Raw genomic sequence first — 22,335 nt, 5'->3', positions numbered from 1 at the left:
TCACAGGTCGAGCTCCATGTAGATCAGGGCGAAGATCGCATCGATCAGGATGATGGCGAAGATCGCGTGCACGACCGCGGCCGTCACGCGGCGGCCGAGGGATTCCACGTCGCCGCCGACCTCCAGGCCCTGACGGCAGCCGATCCCGGCCACCACCGCGGCCATGACCGGAGCTTTGGTGAGCGCGATCCAGAAATGGGTCGCCCCCACATTGTCGACGATCCGCTGCAGGAAGAAGGAGGGCCCCAGGTTGAGCACCGACCAGGTGATCATCAGGCCTCCCGCCAGGCCCGCCAGGGTGGCCACGAAGGTCAGCAGGGGGATGGTCAACAACAGGGCCACGAAGCGCGGCAGGACCAGGGCCTCGAAGGGATCGACCCCCATCACCTTCATGGCGTCAATCTCCTGGCTCATCTTCATCGAGCCAAGCTCGGCTGCGAAGGACGAGGCCGAGCGACCGGCCAGCAGGATGGCGGTGATCAGGATGTTGAACTCGCGGGTCACGGCGATGCCGATCAGCTCCACGGCGAACACCTCGGCCCCGAACTGCCGCAGCATGTTGGCGCCCAGCAGACCTACCACCGCGCCGATGAAGAACGAGGTGGTGACCACGATTGGGATGGCGTCCAGCCCCGCGCGCTCGGCCAGGGACACGCAGGCGGCCCAGCGGATGCGCTTGGGATTGATGATCGCTTGGAACAGCACCACCAGAAGGTGGCCGGCGAACACCAGGGTGTCGAAGATCTCCCTGGCGAGGTCCACCACGCCCTTGCCGATGCGGATGGTCAGCTCGTGGAATCCGCGCGGCTTGGGCTTCGGCGCGGGTTTTGGCAGGGCGGCCTGGCTGACCAGTTCGATAAGCCGCAGCGTCTCGGGCCGGGCTTTCACCCGAGCGGCGTCGTACTTGTCGCCGGAGGCCTGGATGACGGCGTAGGCGCCCGCGGTGTCCATGCGGCCGACCTTTGTGAGGTCGAGCTCGACTGCGCTGCGGCCGGCCAGTTCGTCGCGCAGGCCACTGGCCGCGGGCCCGATCTGGGCCGCTGTCCAGTCGCCGGTCAGCTCGATGACGCCTTGTTGGTGGGCGTCTCTGACGGTGAAATCGGCCGGTCGTTCCATAGGCGGGTGGTCTATGCCTTTCTGGAGGGCCGCTTGCGAATTGAGTCGAGGGTCGAAAGGCCGAGCCTAGCAGAGCCCACCCCACTCGCCGAACGCCTTATGGCGCCGGTTGTTCCGTCAATATGAACAGGATCTCGGGCGCGCTCGCGGTCTGGTGATCACCTATTGTCGCTACAGCCTATCTTTCGCCCAATTCGGTCGGGTATCAGGGGGCCATGTTCAGTCGTCCAGCTGCCGGGAGCCTTCCCTTGACCCGCCAGATCGATTTCGCCGGCAAGTCCGGGTCGGTTTATCGCTACTCCGCTCTTGAAGAAGAGCGGACCCTGCCGCCGGTCGGCGCCAACTATGTCATCGCTCAGGTGACGCCCAAGGGCGCCAGCATCCTGTTTGCGGGGGAGACCGAGTGCCTGTCGGCCCGCGACTGGCAAGCCGCCCTGGACGAGGCCCATGCCCGCTACGGGGAGACCGAGGTGCTGACTCGGCTGAACGTGCGCAGCGCGGTCCGCAAGGCCGAGCGCGAGGACCTCATCGAGGAACACTGCCCGCCGATGAACGCGGGCTAGCGCGAGCCACCCCCGCCCGCCATCATGGCCCCATGGCCTGGGCGATCGTGATCTTCGGGGCGGCGGTCTGGCCGGACGGCGACCCCAGCCCCGCCCTGCGCCGGCGTGTCGCCTACGGCCGCCGGGCGGCGGAGGAGCACCCTGACGCCTTGGTCTTCTGTTCCGGCGGCGTGGGGCGTCATGGGCCGTCCGAAGCCTCCCTGATGGCCCGTCTGCTGATCGAGGCTGGACTGGACCCCGCGCGCATCGCCCTCGACGAGCATAGCCGCGACACCATGGAGAACGTCGCGGCCGCCGCGGCCTTTATCCGCGCCGAGGGTCTGGAAGGCGCGGTGATCTGCAGTGACGGCTATCACCTGCCGAGGTGCCGCATGTTGTTCCGCGCCGCGGGCCTGGCCAGCCGGGCCGGGCCGGTCACGAAGGGTTATGCCGGAACCCGGTCGCACTGGCTGCGGATGGTGGGCCGCGAAGTGCTCGCCTATCCCTACGATCTGGCCCTGGCCTTGGTGGCGCGTCGCCGCTAGCGGGCGATGGCGGCGATGTCCTGCACGGCGCCGAAGGTCAGCTTCGGATTGTGGGCGATCAGGCTTTCCGGCGTGGAGTAGCCCCAGGTCACCGCTCCGAAGTCGATCCCGGCCTTGTCGGCGGCCCGCGCGTCGCGGTCCTCGTCGCCGATGCAGATGGTCTTGGCCTTGGTCATGGACAGCTTGCGCAACACCCGGCGGAACTTCCGCGCCTTGCCGAACAGCGAGGCCCCGCAATCGAAGTGCACGAACAGGCCGGCGAGTTCGGGGCCCAGGCCGATCCGCACGCTGGCCTCGGTGTCGGAGCTCACCAGAGCCAGGATCACCCCGTTGGCGTGCAACTCCCGCAGCATCTCGGGCACGCCCGGGAACAGGGGGATGCCGGAGGAGGCGTCCACCTTCATGGCCCGGAAGTCCTTGGCGATCCGCGCCAGCTTCCAGGTGGAGACGCCAAGGCTCTTCATGATCACCCGCGCGCTCGCTCCGCGCAGCGATTCCCGCTCCTCGGCGTCGATGGCCCGGAAGTTATGTCGGGCCGCCATGTGATCGAGGACGCTGGTGAACCACGGATATGAGTCCGCGAGCGTGCCGTCGAAGTCGAAGATTGCGAGTCGATAAGCCACGAAGGTTTCGTAGCCCGTGGCGCGCGGCGCTGAAAGGGTTCTCGCCGGTGAAGCCTGCATCTGGCGCGTCCGCAGAGCGCCAGGGCCTTACTGTCGCCTGGACGTCGGCTTGCTGTCGGCGGAACGTCGGCCTGCTGTCGCCAGGTTGACGGGTCGCTGACGTGGCGGCGGAATGGCGCGTCGGTCCAGGTTTGGAGCGATCTCCAAGGAGGACGCACATGTTGATCCAGAAACTGCGGCTGCAACGGGGTTGGTCCCAGGAACAGCTGGCGGAAGTCTCCGGCCTCAGCGTGCGGACCGTTCAGCGGCTCGAGCGTGGCCAACCCGGCAGCCTTGAGTCGATGAAGGCCCTGGCGGCCGTCTTCGAGATGGACCTCAACCGCCTCAAGGAGCCTGCCATGGACGCCCTGCAGTCTGACATCCGACCCGACGAAGCTCTCGCCCTCGCCCACGTTCGAAAGGTGAAGGACTTCTATATTCACCTGACCCAGTACCTGATCGTGATCCCGATCCTCGCGGGCATCAATCTGGTGGGCTACCCGCAGTACCTGTGGTTCGTCTGGCCTGCCCTCGGCTGGGGCCTGGGGGTCCTGGCCCATGGCGCCACGGTGTTCGGCGTGGTCCCGTTCCTCGATGGGGGTTGGGAGCGGCGTCAGGTGGAGAAGTACCTGGGCCGAAAGCTCTAGGTCGGCGCCACCGTGATTTGGCCTTCGTCCACCGGTTCCTGGATACTCGCCAGGAACCGGCTGAAGGTGGCTTCGTCGATAGGCCGGGCGGCGTTGGCGTCGAAGCGCTTTGACCGTATCGCTAGGCGCGACCGCAGAACGGTCTCCGGCGTCTTCATAAAGACCAGCGACCAGGGCCGCCCGGCGGCCTCGATGCGCGCCTTGCACTCTTCGCGATGCGGCCGGTTCCAGAAGGCGGAGTCTACCACCACGGCATCGCCGGCGCGCATGTTCGCGTCCAGCTTTTCCAGCAGGCCGGCCCGGGCGGCGGCCAGGTTGGCGTCATAGGCTTCCGCCGGATAGTCGAGGCCATAGCGCCCGAACCGCGCCCAGACCTCCTAGTCAGGGCCCAACCGGCCGAATCCCTTGTCGGCCAAGGCCTGCGAGAATGTGGTCTTACCGCTGCTCGCCAGACCACACATCAGCACCACCCGCCCGTCGGTGGGCGACAGAGCCGACAGCGCGGCTGCGAAGGACACCACCTGGGTCATCTGGGGAGGCTAGTGGAGGTCCATCCCGCCGCAAAGGGCCAGGGAAGGAAGTGGTGGATGCGACAGGGATTGAACCTGTGACCCCCTCGGTGTGAACGAGGTGCTCTCCCGCTGAGCTACGCATCCTCCGGAAGGGACGGGCCTATAGCTCGCCGCTTCTCGCCGGGCAAGCGGTGAGAAGCCGCAGACACGCATCCGTCAACTGATCGTAGTGGTCGATGAGGATATCGGCGCCCAATTCCGCGACCGGGGTGTCGGTGTAGCCAAAGCTCACCAGCACAAGGGGAACCCCGGCCGCGCGGGCCGCGCCGGCGTCTGGGGCGGCGTCGCCGACCATCACCGCGCGGTCGATCCGGCCGCCGGCCGCAGCCACGGCGGTGATCAGGTGGCTCGCGTCCGGCTTGGGCCTGGGGGCCAGGTCGGCGCCGATCACCGAGTCGAAGAATTGGGCCAGATCCAGGCGCGCGAGGATCGGCAGGGACAGCGGCGTCGGCTTGTTGGTGCAGACCGAAAGTCTTGCGCCGGCCGCCTTCAGCTGCGTCAGGCACGCCACCAGGCCGGGAAAGGGCCGGGTCAGGTCGGCGCTGTGCTCGCCGTAGTGGGCCAGGAAGCGGTCGAAGAGCTCGGGCATCCGGTCGCTGGGTACGGGATGGCCCTGCGCTGCGAAGCCTCGCTCCAGCAGAATTTTCGCGCCGTGGCCGATGAACGGGCGGCCCTCGGCCAGGGGCAGGGGGGCGATCCCCTCCTGCGCCAGCAAGACGTTGAGGGTCCCGATCAGGTCGGGGGCGGAATCCACTAGGGTCCCATCCAGATCGAACGCGATGGTGGCGCCGTCGAGGGGCGTAAGGTCGGGCACGGCGGCGGGCTCCATCGAAAGGGCTCGCCGTTTCGGCTAAACGCCGTGAGATTGCAATGTCCCCGCCGATTCCAGGATCTTCGCCCATGACCGCACGCGCCGCCGTTATCCTCGCCGCCGGCCAGGGCACGCGAATGAAGTCCCCGATTCCCAAGCTGCTGCACAAGGTGGGCGGCCGCACCCTGCTGGACCGGGTGATCGACACCGTCGAGCTGGCGGGCTGCGAGAGGATCGTGGTGGTGGTGGGCGACCACAGCCCCGGCGTCCGGGCCCTGGTGGTCAAGCGGCTGGGGGAGGGCGCGGTGGCCGTCCAGGACCCACCGCTGGGCACCGCCCACGCGGTTCTCGCCGCCAAGGACGCCCTGGCCGACTTCAATGGGGATGTTCTGGTGACCAATGGCGACTGCCCCCTGCTGCAGGCCGCCGACCTCGATCCGCTGTTCGCCTTGCGGGCGGCGGGTACGGACCTGGCCATCATGGGTTTCAAGCCGGTGGACGGCCTGCTCTATGGCCGCCTGATCATGGGCGCCGATGGGCACGTGATCCGCGTTGTGGAGCCCAAGGACGCCACCGCTGAGGAGCTGGCGGTGAAGGCCTGCAACGCCGGCATGTACTGCGCCGACCGCGCGGCCCTGTTCGGCTGGCTGGACCGTGTCGACAACAACAACGCCAAGCAGGAATACTACATCACCTCCATCGTCGGCCTGGCCACGGCCGAGGAGAAGCTTGTGCGGGTCAACTTCGCCCCAGAGAATGCCGTGATGGGCGCCGACACCCCGATGCAGCTCTCCCAGGCCGAGGCGATCTTCCAGGCCCGCGCCCGGGCCCACTTCCTCGCGCAAGGCGTGGCCATGGCGGCGCCTGAGACGGTCCACTTCAGCTGGGACACCCAGCTGGCCCCTGGGGTGCAGGTCGAGCAGTTCGTGGTCTTCGCGCCGGGGGTGACCGTGGAGACCGGGGCGGTGATCCGCGCCTTCAGCCACCTGGAGGGCGCGAAGGTGGGCGCCGGCGCCCTGATCGGCCCCTATGCCCGGCTGCGCCCCGGCGCCGACATCGGCGAGGAGGCCCACATCGGCAACTTCGTCGAGGTGAAGAAAGTCAAGGTGGGCGCGGGCGCCAAGGCCAACCACCTGTCCTATCTGGGCGACGGCACGGTGGGGGCCAAGGCCAACATCGGGGCGGGCACCATCTTCTGCAACTATGACGGCTTCGACAAATACGAGACCCACATCGGCGAGAACGCCTTCATCGGCTCCAACAGCGCTCTCGTCGCCCCGGTGACGGTCGGGGCCGGCGCCATGACCGGCTCTGGCTCGGTGGTCACCGCCGACGTGCCCGCCGACGGGCTCGCCCTGTCGCGGGCGCCGCAGCAGAACAAGGACGGCTGGGCGGCCCGCTTCCGAGCCATGAAGATCGCCCAGAAGGCGAAGAAATAGCGTCGCGGGGAGGCCAACCTTCGCCTATGTCAAAGCCATGAGCGCAGACGATCAGAAACGCGCCGCCGGCGAGGCCGCCGCGGCCCTTGTCGAAGCCGGCATGACCGTGGGCCTTGGCACCGGCTCCACCGCCGCCTGGTTCGTCAAGGCGCTGGCCGCCCGCAAGCTTGACATCGTGGCGGTCTCGACCTCCGTCGCCACCGCCGAGCTGGCCGCCAGCCTGGGGATCCGCCTCAAGGAGCTGGGAGAGGCCAGGTCCATCGACCTTACCGTCGACGGCGCAGACGAGATCGGCCCGGCGCTCTCCCTGATCAAGGGCGGCGGCGCGGCTCTCCTGCGGGAGAAGCTGGTCTGGGAGGCGTCCCGGCGCTGCGTCGTCATCGCCGACGCCGCCAAGCGCGTGCCCATTCTGGGCAAGTTCCCCCTGCCCATAGAGGTGGTGGCCTTCGGGCACGAGACCACCATGCTGCGCATCTGCGACGCGCTGACCGAATGCGACCTGGGAGTCGCCCCGCGCCTGCGGATGACGGACGGCCAGCCGGTTCGCACCGACGGCGGCAACGTGATCTACGACGCCTCCTGCGGTCGCATCGAGGAGCCTGCCCTGCTGGCGGCGGCCCTGAAGAGCGTCACCGGGGTGGTGGACCACGGATTGTTCCTGGATCTCGCCGACCTTGCCCTGGTGGGGACGGACGGCGGCGTCGTCTCTGTAGAGCCTTAAGGCGCAGGTTTATTTGATCTGACGTGTTCCCGCCGGGTGGCCCGATCGCCATTTCAGGCGGCGACGCTTCAAAGGAGTTCTCTCTTGGCGACCTACGACTACGACCTCTTCGTCATCGGCGCCGGTTCGGGCGGCGTCCGCGCCGCGCGGCTGGCGGCCATGTCCGGCGCCAAGGTGGTGGTGGCGGAGGAGCACCGCGTGGGCGGCACCTGCGTGATCCGCGGCTGCGTGCCCAAGAAGTTCATGGTCTACGCCTCGGAATTCGCCAGCTACGCCAAGGTGGCGGAGGGCTACGGCTGGTCCCCCAGCCAATCGACCTTCGACTGGCCCACCTTCCTTGAGGCCAAGGACCGTGAGATCGCCCGGCTGTCGGGGATCTATGTCACCAACCTCAGCAACGCCGGCGCCGAGATCGTCCATGCCCGCGCCGTGCTGAAGGACCCTCATACCGTCGAGGTGGTCGGCAAGGGAACGGTGAGCGCCGACAAGATCCTGGTGGCCACCGGCGGCAGGCCTTGGAGCCCCGAAGATCTGCCCGGCGTCGAGCACACCATCACCTCCGAAGAGGCCTTCCACCTGCCGCAACTGCCCAGGTCGATCATGATCGTCGGCGGCGGCTACATCGCCGTGGAGTTCGCCGGCATCTTCGCGGGCCTGGGGGTGGACACCACGCTGGTCTACCGCGGGGCCAACATCCTGCGTGGTTTCGACGACGATGTGCGAAGCCATCTCACGGACGAGATGAAGAAGCGCGGCATCAAGATCATCCTCGGCTGCCAGCACACCAGCATCGAGAAGACGCAGGCCGGTCTGGTCAGTCACATGTCCAGCGGCCTGGACGTCGTCACAGACCAGATCATGCTCGCCACCGGCCGCAAGCCTCACACCAAGGGCCTGGGCCTGGAGGCCGCCGGGGTGAAGCTGGCCGAAAGCGGCGCGGTGATGGTGGACAAGTTCTCCAAGACCAATGTCGACAACATCTGGGCCGTCGGTGACGTCACCGACCGCATCAACCTGACCCCGGTGGCGATCCGCGAAGGCGCGGCCTTCTCCCAGACCGAGTTCTACAATAATCCCACCACCTTCGATCACGATATGGTGGCCTCGGCGGTGTTCTCGCAGCCGCCGGTGGGCTCGGTGGGTCAGTCGGAGGCGGAGGCCCGGCACGAACAGGGCAAGGTCGATATCTACCTGTCCCGCTTCCGGCCCATGAAGACTACCTTCTACGGCGGCGACGACCGCTGCCTGATCAAGCTGGTGGTGGCCGCCGAGAGCCAGAAGATCGTCGGCTGTCATGTTGTGGGGCCTGATGCGCCGGAGATCATCCAGATGGCCGCCATCGCCCTGAAGATGGGCGTGACCAAGGCCCAGTGGGATTCCACCTGCGCCGTGCACCCGACCCTGGCCGAAGAGCTGGTGACCATGCGCGACAAGTATGTGCCGCCTGGCCTGAGCGCCGCGTGAGCCAGGCCGCCCAGCCCGGACCCAAGCTCGCCGCCTGGTGCGGCTGGGTGGTGGCGGGCGGTCTCGCCCTGACACCCATCGTCGGGTGGCTGGCGCCGCTCGCCTTCGCGCCCCTGCTGACCTTGATGGGCCTGCTGACCCTACCGGCCCTGCGGATCGAGGAAGAGGACCGGCCCGTCGGCATCGCGGTGGTCACCCTAGTGCTGTGGGCGGCGGGCTCCTCGGCCTGGAGTCCCTTCACCGCCAAGGACCTGGGAGAGTCCACCGCCGCCAAGCTGATCGCCGAGACCGTGCTCTTCTTCGCCGCGATCTGCGCCGCGCGCGCCGCGTCCCCCCGGTCGCGGATCGTGGCGTTGCGGATCCTGGCCTGGGGCACGGCCCTGCTGGGCGTGGTGATGCTGATCGAGGGCCTCACCGGCGCGGCCCTCTACCGCGCGGTGCGCGAGGCCATCAACGACCCTATCCGCCCCGACCTTGGGGTCAAGAACGCCGCCCAGGGCCTGTTTGTCCTGGCCATGCTGGCGCCGGCCGCCGCCCTGGCCGCAGTGCGGGTGGCCAGGGCTCGCTGGCTGATCGCCCTGATGGCGCTGGGCCTGGTCGTGCCGTCGGTGACCTTCGGATACGACGCGCCCTTGATCGCCCTGACCGCCTGCGTGCTCGCGGGCCTGGCCGTCGCCGCCTGGCCGAGGTGGGCGCCGCGCGGCCTGGGCGCCCTTGCCGCGGCCTTCTTCCTGACCGCGCCGGCCATCGTCTGGATCGTGCGGCGCTCGGGCTGGTACACGGTGCTGGAAGGCGACGTGCCGGTCTCCTGGGCCCAGCGCATGGGGTATTGGCGCCACGCTGCCGACTGGATCACCGACCACCCCCTGCGGGGCTGGGGCCTCGACGCCAGCCGGATGTTCAACCCGGGGATCAAGCTCCACCCGCACGACGCGCCCCTGCAGATCTGGCTGGAGCTGGGGCTGATCGGCGCCATGGCCGCCGCCGTCTTCTGGGCCGCCCTGCTGGCGGGAATGAGCCGCGGCGCCCGGGACGCCGCCCTGGCGATCTCGGCGGCGACGGGCGCGGCCTACCTGACCTTCGGCGCCTTTTCTTTTGGGGTCTGGCAGGAGTGGTGGCTGGCGCTCGGGGCCTTGGCGGCCCTGTCCTGCGCCGCCCTTCAGCGCCAGGTCGCCGTAACCCAGGCGCCTGTGGCCGCGCGGCCATCGACGGCGGCGGTGTTCTCGGAGTAAGAACGCCGGCCCGCAAGACCAGGCGGGGACGGAGTTGTTGAGATGACCGAACATTGGACGCCGGCCTCCTGGAGAGCCAAGCCCGCCAAGCACCTGCCCACCGACTATCCGGATGCGGCCGCCCTGGCTGGTGTGGAGCAGACCCTGCGCGGCATGCCACCCCTGGTGTTCGCTGGTGAAGCACGTCGCCTGAAGACCCTGCTGGGCGAGGTGGCCGACGGCCGGGCCTTCCTGCTGCAGGGCGGCGACTGCGCCGAGAGCTTCAAGGAGTTCCACGCCGACAACATCCGCGACACTTTCCGCCTGATCCTGCAGATGGCCGTCGTGCTGACCTTCGCCGGCGGCAAGCCGGTGGTGAAGGTGGGGCGCATGGCGGGCCAGTTCGCCAAGCCGCGCTCCTCGCCCGTGGAGACCATCGACGGCGTCGAGCTGCCCTCCTATCGCGGCGACATCATCAATGGCATGGACTTCGACGCCGCCTCGCGCGTGCCGGACCCGCAGCGCCTGCTGCAGGCCTATTCCCAGTCGGCCTCGACCCTGAACCTGCTGCGGGCCTTCGCCGGCGGCGGCTATGCCGACCTCTACAACATCCACCGCTGGACCCTCGGCTTCGTCAACGACAGCCCGCAGGGCGCGCGCTACGCCGAACTGTCGGAGAAGATCAGCGAGGCCCTGACCTTCATGGCCGCCATCGGGGTCACGCCCGAGAGCCAGCCCGACCTGCATCGCGTGGAGTTCTTCACCGCCCACGAGGCTCTGCTGCTGGGCTTCGAGGAGGCCATGACCCGGGTCGATAGCACCTCGGGCGAATGGTACGACACCTCGGCTCACCTGCTCTGGATCGGCGAGCGCACCCGCCAACTGGACGGCGCCCATGTCGAGTACTTCCGCGGCATCAAGAACCCCATCGGCGTGAAGGTCGGCCCGACTCTGGAGCCGGACGAGCTGCTGCGCCTGATCGACGTGCTGAATCCGAAGAACGAGGCCGGCCGGCTGACCCTCTATGGCCGTTTCGGCTCCGACAAGATTGAGGCTCGCCTGCCGCGCCTGATGGAGGCCACCAAGCGTTCCGGCCGCAGCGTCGTCTGGGCCATCGACCCCATGCACGGCAACACGCTCACCGCCAACAACGGCTACAAGACCCGTCCCTTCGACCGCATCCTGTCGGAGGTGAAGAGCTTCGTGGAGATCGCCAAGGCCCAGGGCGTTCATCCGGGCGGCGTGCACCTGGAGATGACCGGCCAGAACGTCACCGAATGCCTCGGCGGCGCCCGCGCGCTCAGCGAGGGCGACCTGGCCGACCGCTACCACACCCACTGTGATCCCCGGCTCAACGGCGAACAGGCTCTGGAGCTGGCCTTCCTGGTGGCCGAGAAGCTCAAGGAGGAGCGGGTGGACGCGGCCCTGCGCGCCGCGGTCTAGCCTGCAGCCTGATTTTCGCTGGCGCTCAGCTTTCGCAGGGCGTCAGCTGCATGGCGCGCGGCGGGGCCGGGAGGCGCGGTTTCGCCATTGGCCATGGCCAGGAGCGCGGCCAGCTTCTTCCCCTTGGCGGTCATGCCGCCGGCCAGGTCGGCGATCACGCCGCCCTCCTGGTTGATGGCGCCTCCGGCCTGGCCGATGCCGTCCAGCAGGTCCTGAGTTCCGACGACCCCGGCGCCGGCCCGCCCTAACCGTCGATAGGCCCGCGCCAGCACCTGCAAGGCGCCCACCGCGCCGCCGGCTGCGTTCAGCAGGTCCGGCTTAAACTGCGGCGTGAGCACAGCGGCCTCGACGAAGCGCACGGCGCGGCGACGGTTGGCGTCACCGGTGACGCTCTCAAGCACCGTCAGCAGGGCGTCCAGACCCGCCACCAGCCCGTTCTGCTCGTGCAGCAGGGTGTTGACGAAATTCGGCTCAACCAGGCGTTCGGAGCGCTGCAGGATCGCCTCGGCGACGTCCTCGGCCGGCAGCAGGGGGCCGCTGGCGGCGGTCAGGGCCACGGCGAGGCCGCGCACCGCGGCGATCTCGCCCAGGGCGCTGCCGGGATGCAGGCGTCGCTTGGTGTCCAGGTCGGCCAGCACCCGCCGGCTGAGGGCCAGCCGCAGGTTGCTGAAGTCGTCATTCTCCAGATGCCGCGCCAGCCGGGCGCCGGGGGCCGGAAGCGGCGCCACCAGCTGCTGCAGCGTCGGATGGACCGCGATGATGGCGTCGATGGCGCCGCCATGGGCCAGGCGCACCATGCCGAGCAGGAAGCAGCCCAGCTCCAGGTCGGCGCCGATCAGTTGGGCCAGGCCCGGCTCTGAACCGCAGAGGTCCTCCAAGGCCGGCTCGAGGACGGCAAGAGCCAAGGCGCGCGCCGGACCATCGGCCGGGGCGGCGACCACAAGGTCCAGCAGCCGCTGCACCTTGCCGTCCCAGGTCTCGGCGGCGGCCATGTAGGCGGCGACCCCAGCGGCCAGGCGATAGCCGAACTCGGGCTCGGCTGAAGCGCAGGCGTCGGCGAAGCTGCCGAGGTCCACCTTGGCCAGCAACCCTTGCTTCTCCTCGCGCAGCATGCGGCCGATGGCCTGGTCGGCCACGGCGTGCAGGCCACGTATCACCTCGTGGACGCTGGCGCTCCGAGCCAAGGCCAGGGGCACGGCGATCTTCTGGAAGGCGTGCTGCAGGTCGCGGCTGGAGGCCTCGAGCTTGCGGATGAGGTCGGGGCGATGCAGCAGCTCGAAGGGCGTGGCCTGGTTGGCGGCCAGCCAGGTCTCGAGGACGCGGCCGATCTGCTCTCGCGCCGCTGGCTCATAGAGATCGGCGGCGGTGGCGCAGAGAGGTTCGAGGTTTCGCCTGGGGGAGGGCGTTTTGGAAGTCACGGGTGTCCTGGGCGAGTCGACTTTCGGCGACCAACCCTCCTTGTTGCGCCTTGGGGGTGACCGGAGCTTGGCCCTAAAAGTCCGCAGGAAGTCTAAAGATCGCGCGTCTGCGTCACTTTGCGCCCGCTTCGCGTCGCGGGCGGCAGCCTCCCTGATGTGCCATTGTTGTCACCGGGGCTGAAGAATCCGGCCCCTCCGCCGAAGCTTCGCTTGCGAGGCGCGGAGGGCGGCGGCAGGTTCCGGCCCTCTTTGAAAACTGGTGATCCCCATGGCCGAGCCCTCGGCCCCCGCGAACTCCCCGCCGGGAGGGCGCGCACATGTCGTCCGCACCGAAACCGCCGAGCTGCTGCAGCTGTCCTGGCCGGTGGTGTTGTCGCGCCTGGGGATCATGGGGATGGGCCTCTCCGACGCCATCGTCGTGGGGCGCTACTCAGCGACCGAGCTCGGCTATCACGCCATGGCCTGGGCCCCCACCAGCGTCATCGTCACCATGACGGTTGGCCTGCTGAGCGGCATCCAGGTGATGACCGCCCGGGCGAACGGGCAGGGCCGGCCGGAGATCACCGGGGCGGTTCTGCGCCGGGGTCTGAGCTACAGCCTGTGGATCGGCCTGATCTCGACGGTGATCCTGATCTCCGGCGGGCCCGGCTTCCTGCACATCCTGGGTCTGGAGAAGGACCTTGCGGACGGGGCTTCGCCGCCGCTGATCATCTTCGCGCTCTCCATGCCAGGCTACGCCATCAGCGTCGCCGCCAGTTTTTGGCTGGAGGGGCAGGGGCGGCCCAAGCCGGCGGCGGCCCTGATGTGGGTGGCCAATGCGGTGAACCTGGCGATGGACCTCGTGCTGGTCCCGGGAACCTTCGGCCTGCAGCCCCTGGGCGCCGTCGGCGGTGCCTGGGCCACCACGGGCGCGCGCACCTTCCTGGCGGTCGCCCTGCTGATCTACATCGCCCGCATGCCCCAGGCCCGCGCCCTGGGGGTCTTCAACAAGCCCGAACGCAACTTGGCCGCCGAGGTCGAGCAGCGGCGCATCGGCTACGGAGCCGGCGCGTCCAACTTCTTCGAGGTGGCCTCCTTCGCCGGCATGAACGTCATCGCCGGCTGGATCGGTGGCCTGGCGGTGGCGGCCTGGGCGATCACGCTCAATGTCGTGGCGATCGTCTTCATGGTGCCGCTCGGTCTGTCGACGGCCGCGGCGGTGCTGGTGGGCCGGGCCTATGGCGCGCGCGACACCGCGGCCGTCAACCGCGCGGGCGTCATCGCCTTCGCGGTCACCGCCGTGTTCGGCCTGCTGGTCAGCCTGGTCGTCTGGCCGGGCGCGGAATTGATCTCGGCGGCCTACACCAAGGACCCGCTGACCCTCGCCATGGCCGCCCCGGCCGTCGCCCTGTCCTGCCTGTTCCTGATCCCCGACGCCGTCCAGGTGGTGGCCGCCCAGGCGCTCCGGGCCCGTGGCGAGGTCTGGATCCCCACCTTCACCCACCTGGCGAGCTACGTCCTGGTGATGGCGCCGCTCGCCTGGTGGCTGGCCATCCCCATGGGCATGGGACTGAACGGCATCGTCTGGGCGGTGATCGCGGCCAGCTTCCTGTCGGCCGCCCTGCTGCTGGCCCGCTTCCAGTGGCTGAGCGCTCGGGGCCGCTAGGCAACGAAGTTTTCACCGCGTGGCGGTAGAACGGTGGCATGCCGCACGCGCCCCGTTCCCCGACCGTCGCCAAGGGCCTGCTGCTGGTGGCGTTTCTGGTCTGCGCCATTGGGATGGTGGGGCCGTTCCAGGGGATCGAGCACGCCTTTGTGCCCTGGGACAAGGCCGCCCACTTCATGGCCTTTTATGGCCTGACCCTGCTGCTGTTCACCGCCTTTCCGCGACGCCGCAGGCTGGACCTGACGGTCCTGGCCATCTTCGCGGGCGCGGCCACCGAGGTGGCGCAGATCCTCGCCGGGCGTGATGGTGAGTTCGGGGACCTCTGCGCTGACGCCCTGGGCGCTCTGGCGGTCCTGGCCCCTGTGTGGCTGGAGCACCTTCGCTTCCCGCGCCGGGAGCGCCGGGCCTCCGGCCTGGGTCAGATCGAAGTCCTCCAGCCTGAGCGCGAGACCGCCTAGGCTTCGACCCCCAGGATCCAGCCTTCTTCGGTCTCGGCGTCCGCCACCACAGCCGGATCGGCGGTCTTGGAGGGCCCGAAGACAGCTCCCAGCTTGCCCGCTTCATCCAGCTTGGCGAAGTGCTCGGCGGTCACCCGCACCTGGGCCTGGTCCTTGACCTCGCCGGGCAAGGGCTGGGCCTTGTAGAGGCTGGGATAGACCTCGGTGACCACGACATCGACGCCGTCCAGGTCGGCCTCAGTGAGCGCCTTGAATCCCGTCTCGAAGGGATAGGCCTTCAAGGCGTCGCCTCGGGCCAGCTTCAGGCGGCGGACCGCCGGAATGCCCAGGATCGCCTGCCCCCCGACGGAGCCGTTGTAATAGAGCTTCCAGATCGAGGCTGCGCCCTTGGCCGCCAGGTCGGCGTGCCGGAATTCCGGCAGATCGCCGGCCTCGTGGGCCCGCGTCCGCTTGGGCTGCAGGGTGGTCAGCGCGTCCTTGGGCGGACAGCCCCAGAAGGGGAAGGGGCCGCCGGTCATGCGCCGGTTGATTTCCGAGCCCACGCCGAAGCGGTTGTTGGTGTTGTCGGCCTTGTCCTTGACCATCTTGTCGAGCTGGTCCCAAGCCGCACGCCACGGGGGCTCGCCGGCCAGGTTCAGGGCCTTGGCGAAGCCGCGCGGGAAGCCCAGCGGGAAGTCGAAGCCCACCAGGGCGCGTTCCGAGCGCTTCTTGAAGTCGTCCAGGATGCTGGTCAGGAGCTTCTCGGCCTCGGCCCGGGTCGCCGGGTTATGGCTCTCGAAGGTCAAGCGGAAGCGGACGTCGCGCTTGGCGACGCCGATCCAGACGGAATCGGCTCCCGTGGACGGCTTTGCCGCCGCGCTCCAGTCGACGATCACATAGGCGCTGAACAGGCGAGACAAGGGGTGAGCTCCGGGGGAGGAAGGACGGGAGGCTTGTAGACCTTCCCCATCCCCCGGCCAACGCCGGAGGCGTTCACATCCCAGTTTCGATTCCGTACGGCCCGGTGGCGTCCCGCGCCCGCAGCCTGTAAGCGCAGTCGAGCTTTCGGAGTGAGTCATGGCGGAAATCTTGCGGGGCGGGGTGATCGGGGCTGGGGTGTTCGGCGGCTATCATTCGCGTCAGTACGCCAACCAGCCGAGCGCGCGCCTGGCCGCCGTCTATGATCCGCACCATCTCGCCCGCGCCCAGGAGATCGCTCAGAGCCACGGCGGCCAGGGCTTCGATGACCTTGAGGCCTTCCTGGCGGCGGTGGATGTCGTCACGGTGGCTTCGCCCGGCAGCCACCATGCGCAGGGGGCTCTCGCGGCCCTGGCGGCCGGCAAGCCGGTCTATGTGGAAAAGCCGCTGGCGGTCAGCCTCGAGGACGCCGATCGCATCATCAGCGAGGCGGCTCGGCGCAAGCTGGTGCTGGCCTGTGGACATCAGGAGCGGGTGGTGTTCCAGGCCATCGGCCTGTTCGACGTGCCCGAGCAACCCCTGCGCCTGGAGGCCGTCCGCCACGGCCCGCCCTCGGAGCGCAGCCTGGACGTCTCGGTGGTGCTGGACCTGATGGTCCATGACCTGGACCTGGCCTTGGCCCTGTCCGCCGGCCAACCCCTGGCCGTCGAAGCCACCGGCGTCCGAGACTTCAGCGGCGGCTGGGACCAGGCCCGGGCGGAGGTCAATTTCGATAACGGCTTCCTGGCCGTCTTCGACGCCTCGCGCATGGCGCCGGCCCGCAAGCGCACCATGAAGGTGGTCTATCCCTCCGGCGAGCTGGAGATCGACTTCCTGACCCGGGAGTTCCGCAACACCACCGGCTTCCCGCTCAATCCCGACTTCGCCGATACACCGGGCGCCAAGGACCCCCTAGGCGCCAGCGTCGCCGGGTTCCTCGCCGCCGTGCGAGGCGAGTCCCCGCGACCCGTCGTGACCGGGGAGGAAGCCGCCCGCGCCCTCGATCTGGCCCTGGCGGTCGAACAGGCGTTGGAGGACGCTGGGTAAGGAGGGTAGCCTGTCGTCATATCCCTGGAGGAAGCCGCCATGTCCGACGCCTATGATTTCTCGTTCAAGTCCATCGATGGCGCCCCCCTGCCGCTGACCACCTTCAAGGACAAGGTCGTGCTGGTGGTGAACACCGCGTCCGCCTGTGGCCTGACCCCGCAGTACGAGGGGCTGGAGAAGCTCTACAGCGACTACAAGGGCCAGGGCCTGGTGGTGCTAGGCGTGCCCTGCAACCAGTTCATGGGCCAGGAGCCGGGCACGGAGGCGGAGATCAAGGATTTCTGCGAGACCAAGTTCAACATCGACTTCCCCCTGACCGCCAAGGAAGACGTGAAGGGCGACACCGCCCATCCGTTCTACAAGTGGGCCTTGGCCGAACTGGGCGAGTCGGCCGACCCGGCCTGGAACTTCCACAAGTTGCTGGTGGGCAAGGACGGCAAGCTGATCCGCGCCTTTGGTCCCCGCACCGAACCCCAGGCCGACGAAATCACCGCGGCGGTCAAGGCCGCCCTCTAGGCATCGCTGTCGGCTCATGACGAACGAGGTTTCGCCGCCCGATCCGGCGGCCGGCGACCCCGTCGCCAATTTCCAAGAGGCGCTCCGGCTGCAGAGGCTTGGCCGTCTCGACGAAGCCGAAGTTCTCTATCGCGCAATCCTGGCGACCTCGCCCGTCGATCCCCACTGCCTGCTGAACCTGTGCCACATTCTCAAGGCGCGGGGGGAACTGGAGACTGCGCTCTCCCTCTGGCGCACCTCGGTGACGAACAATCCGGGCCATGCCCCAGCCTTTGTCGCCGCCGGCAAGGTGTTGAACATGCAGGGCCGGGTGGCCGAGGCCGTACGCACCTTTGACGCCGCGCTGGCCATCTCGCCGCAGGATGTCGACGCCCTGAATTGCCGAGGCAACGCCCTGGCGCGGATCGGCCGTCTGCCCGACGCCGTGGCGAGCTACGATGGGGCGTTGGCGGTTGACCCGCACTATGGCCTGGCCGTCATGAACCGCGCCAATGCGCTGGGCGCTTTGCGGCGTCCCGAGGAGGCGGTGGCCGGCTACCGGCAGGCTTTGCGCCTGGGGCTGCAAAACCCCGAAATGCTGGGCGCCAAGCTCTTCCAGCAGATGCAGATCTGCGATTGGTCCGACCATGCCGAAGCCAGCGCCCAGATCGCCCAGCGGATCGGGGAGGGCGCACCGGCCGACCTGCCGTTCACCTTCCTGGCCCACAGCGACGATCCCGCTGCGCAGCTCGCCTGCGCCCAGATCCACGCGAGGGGGCGCTTCCCCGTCCCGCCGCCCCCGCTCTGGAGCGGGGAGGCCTATCGTCACGAGAAGATTCGCGTCGCCTATGTCTCGGCCGACTTCTACACCCATGCCACGGCGCACCTGATCGCCGGCCTGTTTGAACGTCACGACACCAGCCGTTTCGAGATCACGAGCTACGCCCTGGGGCCGAGCATCGAGGACGACAAGCGACAGCGCATCCGCGCGGCCGTGTATGAATTCCACGACGTCGCCAGCCTCAGCGACCTGGAGATCGCCCGCCGCATCCGCGCCGCTGAGGTCGACATCGTCGTTGACCTGAAAGGCTACACGACCCACTGCCGGCCCGGGATCTTCGCCCATCGGCCCGCCCCCATCCAGATCAGCTATCTGGGGTTTCCGGCCACCATGGGGGTCGATTTCATGGACTATCTCCTGGCCGATTCGCACGTCATTCCGGCGGGTTCGGAGCGGTTCTACAGCGAGCAGATCATCCGCCTGCCCCACAGCTATCAGGTCAATGACCGCCGCGGCGAGGTCGGGCCGCCGCCGCTGACCCGCGCCCAGGCGGGCCTGCCGGCGGACGGTTTCGTGTTCGCCAGCTTCAACGCCAACTACAAGCTGACCCCACGGGTCTTCGATGTCTGGATGCGCCTGCTGCGCCAGGTCGAGGGCAGCGTGCTGTGGCTGCTGCACACAAATGATGCGGTGGTCCGCAACCTGCGCCGCGAGGCCCACGCCCGCGGCGTGTCGCCCGACCGGCTGATCTTCGCCCCCCGGGCTCCCCTCGACGAGCACCTGGCCCGCCATCGGCTTGCGGACCTGTTTGTCGACAGCCTGCCGATCAGCGCTCACACCACGGCCAGCGACGCGCTTTGGACGGGCCTGCCGCTGGTGACCTGCGTGGGCCGCTCGTTTGCGTCACGGGTCGCCGCGGGGTTGCTTCACGCCGTCGGCTTGCCTGAACTGATCACCGAGAGTCTGGAGGCTTACGAGGCCCTGGCGCTGGCTCTCGCCACCCATCCAGAACGTCTGGCGGACCTGAAGGCCCGGCTGGCAGCGCAGATCAAGGGCGCCCCCCTGTTCGACACCGACCTGTCGCGCCGCCACATCGAGGCCGCCTATGCGATCGCCTGGCAACGCCAGCAGCGCGGCGAACCGCCGGCCGCCTTCGATGTGCCGGCCTAGTCCTCCAGGATGCGGCTGTGCTTCCGGGTGTCGCGCATGAAGATGTAGACCAGCAGTGACGCCCCGATCACCACCGTGACGTAGGTGAAGAACCAGGTCTCGTGGCCCTTGGACTTGAACCAGAGGGCGACATATTCCGCCGTGCCGCCGAACAGGGCGTTGGCCAGGGAATAGGGCAGGGCCACCCCGAGCGCTCTAACCTCGGTGGGGAACAGTTCAGCCTTCACCACCCCGTTCACCGACGAATAGGCCGCCACGATCAGCAGGGCGCCGGCCGTGATGGCGAAGGCCGCCAGGGGATCGCGGGTCCCCGCCAGGGTCGAGAGGATCGGCCAGGTCAGGGTCACGCCCGCCACGCCGAAAGCGATCAGCAGGGGACGCCGTCCGATCCGGTCCGACAGCGCGCCGTACAGCGGCTGGGCCAGCATGAACACCACCAGGGCGCAGGCTGTGATTGCGGTGGCGGTGTCCTTGGAGAACCCCGAGGTGTTGACCAGGAACTTCTGGATGTAGGTGGAGTAGGTATAATAGCCGAGCGTCCCGCCGGCGGTCAGGCCCATCACCAGCAGGCTCTCGCGCGGGTGGGTGCTGATCAGCTTCCAGGTGCTGACACGCTCGCCGGTGCGGGCGTGGAAGGACGGGGTCTCGTGCATCCCGCGCCGGAACCAGAACACCGCCAAGGCCAGGGCGCCGCCGATGAAGAACGGAACCCGCCAGCCCCAGGCCTGCATGTCGTCGTCAGATAGAAGGGCGTTCAGCGCCACCAGGGTGCCCACCGCCAGCAGCTGCCCGCCGATCAGGGTGGAATAGAAGATACCCGACCAGAAGCCGCGATTGTCGCGTCCGGCCATCTCCGACATGTAGGTGGCGCTGGTGCCGTACTCGCCGCCCATGCTGACGCCTTGCAGGATGCGGGCGGTGACCAGGATCGCCGGCGCCCAGGCGCCGATCTCCGCATAGCCGGGGCAAAGCGCGATGATCAGCGAACCGAAGCACATCAGGCTGACCGAGGCGACCATGGCCGCCTTGCGGCCCACCCGGTCGCCATAGAGGCCCATCAGCCAGGCGCCGACGGGCCGCGCGAAGAAGCCGACCCCGAACACGGCGGCGGTGTTCAACAGCTGGGCCGTCTGGTCGCCGTCCGGGAAGAACACCTTGGCGAAATAGAGCGCGAAGGCGGCGTAGACAAACCAGTCATAGGTCTCGACCAGGTTTCCGGCTGAGCCGGCCAGGATCGAGCGCAGCCGATCGGCGGCGCGCACGGGCGGCGCCACGGAACTCTCCGCCGGACTATCGGCCACCATGTACGCGCCCCCCAGAATGGCGCGGATACGATCTCGTTTCGGCGGGCATTTCAATGGTGGTCGGCATGCGGGGTTCCAACCGCCCCGCGCGACCGGTACGGAAAGACCTCGTTGAACGGAAGGCCCCGCCATGACCCGCAAGCCCGATGGAACCTGGGACAAGTCGAACCTCCCCAGCCGCCACGTGACCGAGGGGCCGGCCCGGGCCCCGCACCGGTCCTACTACTACGCCATGGGTCTCGGCAGCCGCGAGATCGCCCAGCCCTTCGTGGGCGTGGCGTCCTGCTGGAACGAGGCCGCGCCCTGCAACACCGCCCTGATGCGCCAGGCGCACGCGGTGTCGGAGGGGGTGAAGGCGGCCGGCGCCACCCCGCGCGAGTTCTGCACCATCACCGTCACCGACGGCATCGCCATGGGCCACGAGGGCATGCGCTCGTCCCTGGTCAGCCGCGATGTCATCGCCGACTCGGTCGAGCTGACCATGCGTGGCCACGGCTATGACGCCCTGGTGGGCATCGCCGGCTGCGACAAGTCCCTGCCCGGGATGATGATGGCCATGCTGCGGCTCAACGTCCCCAGCGTCTTCCTCTATGGCGGCTCCATCCTGCCGGGCTCGTGGCAGGGCCGTGACGTCACAGTGGTGGATGTCTTCGAGGGCGTCGGCATGCATTCGGCCGGCAAGATGAGCCTGGAGGACCTGTGCTCCCTGGAGCAGCACGCCTGTCCGTCGGACGGCGCCTGCGGCGGCCAGTTCACCGCCAACACCATGGCCTGCGTCTCCGAAGCCATCGGCCTGGCCCTGCCGCTTTCAGCCTCGCTGCCCGCCCCCTACCTGACCCGGGACGCCTATGCGGTGGCCTCGGGCGAGACGGTGGTGCGGCTGATCGCCGAGCAGCTTCGCCCACGGGACTTTATCACGCGCAAGTCCTTCGAGAACGCCGCCGCCGTGGTGGCCGCCACCGGGGGCTCCACCAATGCCGGCCTGCACCTGCCGGCCATGGCCCATGAGTGCGGCATCGAGTTCACCCTGCGCGACTTCGCCGAGATCGCCCAGCGGACCCCGCATATCGCCGACCTGAAGCCCGGCGGCCGGTTCGTGGCCAAGGACATGGGCGAGGCCGGCGGCATGCCCATGCTGCTGAAGACCCTGCTGGAGGGCGGCTTCATCCACGGCGACTGCATGACCGTCACCGGCAAGACGATCGCGCAGAACGTCAAGGACGTGAAATGGCGCGACGATCAGGTGGTGATCCGCAAGGTGTCCGAGCCGCTCTCGCCTACCGGCGGCGTGGTGGGCCTGTGGGGTTCGCTCGCGCCGGACGGCGCCATCGTCAAGGTGGCCGGCATGACCAGCCACCGCAGCCATCGCGGCCCGGCTCGCTGCTTCGATGGCGAGGACGCCTGCTTCGCCGCCGTCGAAGCCGGCGACTACCAAGACGGCGACGTCCTGGTGATCCGCTATGAGGGCGCCCGCGGCGGCCCGGGGATGCGCGAGATGCTGTCCACCACCGCGGCTCTGTCGGGCCAGGGCCGCGGCGACAAGGTGGCCCTGATCACCGACGGCCGGTTCTCCGGCGGCACGCGCGGCCTCTGCGTCGGCCATATCGGACCGGAGGCCCAGATGGGCGGACCTATCGCGCTGATCCGGGACGGCGACATCATCAACATCGACGCCGACGCCGGCATCCTCGACCTGGAGGTCGATCCCATCGAACTGGAGAGCCGCAAGCGCCACTGGGAGCCGAAGGTCACCAACTACGGCTCCGGCGCCCTGTGGAAGTACGCCCAGATCGTCGGTCCCGCCCACAAGGGGGCCGTGACCCATCCCGGCGCGGCGGGCGAGACCCACGTCTACGCCGACCTCTAGAGAGCGCGACAGCCTAAAGTGGGAACCGGTTTTCGGCGCCC

Annotated in this window: 21 protein-coding genes, 1 tRNA gene and 1 pseudogene; 14 read left to right on the top strand and 9 right to left on the bottom strand. The window is 68.7% G+C overall.

Features of this window, described 5'->3' with window-relative positions; genetic code table 11:
* Nucleotides 1-1,116: an ABC transporter permease gene (locus Q8N10_RS13985; RefSeq protein WP_304779313.1), complete on the bottom strand. Its 1,116-nt coding sequence runs from the start codon at nt 1,114-1,116 to the stop codon at nt 1-3.
* Nucleotides 1,117-1,364: 248 nt separating this feature from the next.
* On the opposite strand from Q8N10_RS13985, the gene Q8N10_RS13980 reads away from it, so the two are divergent.
* Both Q8N10_RS13980 and Q8N10_RS13975 read left to right on the top strand, forming a co-directional pair.
* A complete protein-coding gene (locus tag Q8N10_RS13980; RefSeq protein WP_304779317.1) occupies nt 1,365-1,679 on the top strand; it encodes a hypothetical protein in 315 nt (104 codons plus the stop codon).
* Between the two features lie 32 nt (nt 1,680-1,711).
* A complete protein-coding gene (locus Q8N10_RS13975) occupies nt 1,712-2,203 on the top strand; it encodes a YdcF family protein (protein ID WP_304779319.1) in 492 nt (163 codons plus the stop codon).
* Here Q8N10_RS13975 and Q8N10_RS13970 read toward each other — a convergent pair.
* Nucleotides 2,200-2,826, bottom strand: a complete 627-nt coding sequence (locus tag Q8N10_RS13970) for an HAD hydrolase-like protein (protein ID WP_304779322.1) — start codon at nt 2,824-2,826, stop codon at nt 2,200-2,202. The genes Q8N10_RS13975 and Q8N10_RS13970 overlap by 4 nt on opposite strands.
* A 218-nt stretch (nt 2,827-3,044) precedes the next feature.
* On the opposite strand from Q8N10_RS13970, the gene Q8N10_RS13965 reads away from it, so the two are divergent.
* The gene (locus Q8N10_RS13965; RefSeq protein ID WP_304779324.1) at nt 3,045-3,512 is read left to right on the top strand and encodes a 2TM domain-containing protein; all 468 of its coding nucleotides are present in this window, start codon (nt 3,045-3,047) and stop codon (nt 3,510-3,512) included.
* Here Q8N10_RS13965 and Q8N10_RS13960 read toward each other — a convergent pair.
* From Q8N10_RS13960 to gph, 4 genes and pseudogenes are all read right to left on the bottom strand, one after another.
* Nucleotides 3,509-3,832: pseudogene (locus tag Q8N10_RS13960) on the bottom strand (AAA family ATPase); the annotation flags it as partial. The gene Q8N10_RS13965 and the pseudogene Q8N10_RS13960 sit on opposite strands and share 4 nt — an antisense overlap.
* A 57-nt stretch (nt 3,833-3,889) precedes the next feature.
* Nucleotides 3,890-4,030: a hypothetical protein gene (locus tag Q8N10_RS13955; protein ID WP_305663943.1), complete on the bottom strand. Its 141-nt coding sequence runs from the start codon at nt 4,028-4,030 to the stop codon at nt 3,890-3,892.
* 63 nt (nt 4,031-4,093) lie between these two features.
* A tRNA-Val gene (locus tag Q8N10_RS13950) sits at nt 4,094-4,168 on the bottom strand.
* 16 nt (nt 4,169-4,184) lie between these two features.
* Nucleotides 4,185-4,898 carry a phosphoglycolate phosphatase gene (gene gph, locus Q8N10_RS13945; RefSeq protein ID WP_304779327.1) on the bottom strand — a complete coding sequence of 238 codons (714 nt, stop codon included), beginning with the start codon at nt 4,896-4,898 and terminating at the stop codon, nt 4,185-4,187.
* Nucleotides 4,899-4,954: 56 nt separating this feature from the next.
* Here gph and glmU point away from each other — a divergent pair, with 56 nt between their 5' ends.
* From glmU to Q8N10_RS13920, 5 genes are all read left to right on the top strand, one after another.
* On the top strand, nt 4,955-6,334 hold the full coding sequence (glmU, locus tag Q8N10_RS13940; protein ID WP_304779329.1) for a bifunctional UDP-N-acetylglucosamine diphosphorylase/glucosamine-1-phosphate N-acetyltransferase GlmU: 1,380 nt from the start codon (nt 4,955-4,957) through the stop codon (nt 6,332-6,334).
* Between the two features lie 37 nt (nt 6,335-6,371).
* Complete coding sequence (rpiA, locus tag Q8N10_RS13935) at nt 6,372-7,055, top strand: ribose-5-phosphate isomerase RpiA (RefSeq protein WP_304779331.1); 684 nt, start codon at nt 6,372-6,374, stop codon at nt 7,053-7,055.
* Nucleotides 7,056-7,139: 84 nt separating this feature from the next.
* On the top strand, nt 7,140-8,519 hold the full coding sequence (gene gor, locus Q8N10_RS13930; protein WP_304779334.1) for a glutathione-disulfide reductase: 1,380 nt from the start codon (nt 7,140-7,142) through the stop codon (nt 8,517-8,519).
* Complete coding sequence (locus tag Q8N10_RS13925; protein ID WP_304779336.1) at nt 8,516-9,751, top strand: O-antigen ligase; 1,236 nt, start codon at nt 8,516-8,518, stop codon at nt 9,749-9,751. The genes gor and Q8N10_RS13925 overlap by 4 nt, the downstream gene beginning before the upstream one ends.
* Before the next feature lie 42 nt (nt 9,752-9,793).
* Nucleotides 9,794-11,173, top strand: a complete 1,380-nt coding sequence (locus tag Q8N10_RS13920) for a class II 3-deoxy-7-phosphoheptulonate synthase (protein WP_304779339.1) — start codon at nt 9,794-9,796, stop codon at nt 11,171-11,173.
* Here the strand turns inward: Q8N10_RS13920 and Q8N10_RS13915 are convergent.
* On the bottom strand, nt 11,170-12,591 hold the full coding sequence (locus Q8N10_RS13915; RefSeq protein WP_304779341.1) for a hypothetical protein: 1,422 nt from the start codon (nt 12,589-12,591) through the stop codon (nt 11,170-11,172). The two genes, Q8N10_RS13920 and Q8N10_RS13915, sit on opposite strands and share 4 nt — an antisense overlap.
* Before the next feature lie 268 nt (nt 12,592-12,859).
* On the opposite strand from Q8N10_RS13915, the gene Q8N10_RS13910 reads away from it, so the two are divergent.
* Both Q8N10_RS13910 and Q8N10_RS13905 read left to right on the top strand, forming a co-directional pair.
* Nucleotides 12,860-14,236, top strand: coding sequence for an MATE family efflux transporter (locus Q8N10_RS13910; protein ID WP_304779344.1), 1,377 nt, complete (start codon nt 12,860-12,862; stop codon nt 14,234-14,236).
* Between the two features lie 38 nt (nt 14,237-14,274).
* Nucleotides 14,275-14,694, top strand: coding sequence for a VanZ family protein (locus Q8N10_RS13905; protein ID WP_304779345.1), 420 nt, complete (start codon nt 14,275-14,277; stop codon nt 14,692-14,694).
* On the opposite strand, the gene Q8N10_RS13900 is transcribed toward Q8N10_RS13905, so the two are convergent.
* A complete protein-coding gene (locus Q8N10_RS13900; protein WP_304779347.1) occupies nt 14,691-15,593 on the bottom strand; it encodes a cobalamin biosynthesis protein CbiG in 903 nt (300 codons plus the stop codon). The genes Q8N10_RS13905 and Q8N10_RS13900 overlap by 4 nt on opposite strands.
* Nucleotides 15,594-15,750: 157 nt before the next feature.
* Between Q8N10_RS13900 and Q8N10_RS13895 the strand changes: the two genes are divergently transcribed.
* From Q8N10_RS13895 to Q8N10_RS13885, 3 genes are read left to right on the top strand one after another with little or no spacing between them, the layout of a single operon-like run.
* Entirely contained in the window at nt 15,751-16,677 is a 927-nt protein-coding gene (locus Q8N10_RS13895; protein ID WP_304779353.1) for a Gfo/Idh/MocA family protein, read from the top strand.
* A gap of 39 nt (nt 16,678-16,716) precedes the next feature.
* Nucleotides 16,717-17,193 carry a glutathione peroxidase gene (locus tag Q8N10_RS13890; protein WP_304779355.1) on the top strand — a complete coding sequence of 159 codons (477 nt, stop codon included), beginning with the start codon at nt 16,717-16,719 and terminating at the stop codon, nt 17,191-17,193.
* Nucleotides 17,194-17,209: 16 nt separating this feature from the next.
* Nucleotides 17,210-19,123: a tetratricopeptide repeat protein gene (locus Q8N10_RS13885; protein ID WP_304779358.1), complete on the top strand. Its 1,914-nt coding sequence runs from the start codon at nt 17,210-17,212 to the stop codon at nt 19,121-19,123.
* Here Q8N10_RS13885 and Q8N10_RS13880 read toward each other — a convergent pair.
* Nucleotides 19,120-20,427, bottom strand: a complete 1,308-nt coding sequence (locus Q8N10_RS13880; RefSeq protein ID WP_304779359.1) for an MFS transporter — start codon at nt 20,425-20,427, stop codon at nt 19,120-19,122. The genes Q8N10_RS13885 and Q8N10_RS13880 overlap by 4 nt on opposite strands.
* A 130-nt stretch (nt 20,428-20,557) precedes the next feature.
* Between Q8N10_RS13880 and ilvD the strand changes: the two genes are divergently transcribed.
* Entirely contained in the window at nt 20,558-22,294 is a 1,737-nt protein-coding gene (gene ilvD, locus Q8N10_RS13875) for a dihydroxy-acid dehydratase (RefSeq protein WP_304779362.1), read from the top strand.
* Nucleotides 22,295-22,335: the final 41 nt, after the last annotated feature.

The sequence above is a fragment of the Phenylobacterium sp. genome (genome assembly GCF_030693625.1).
Lineage (GTDB): Bacteria > Pseudomonadota > Alphaproteobacteria > Caulobacterales > Caulobacteraceae > Phenylobacterium > Phenylobacterium ferrooxidans.
Note: the sequence above shows the minus strand (reverse complement) of the source record. Positions and strands in the feature narration are given on the sequence as shown.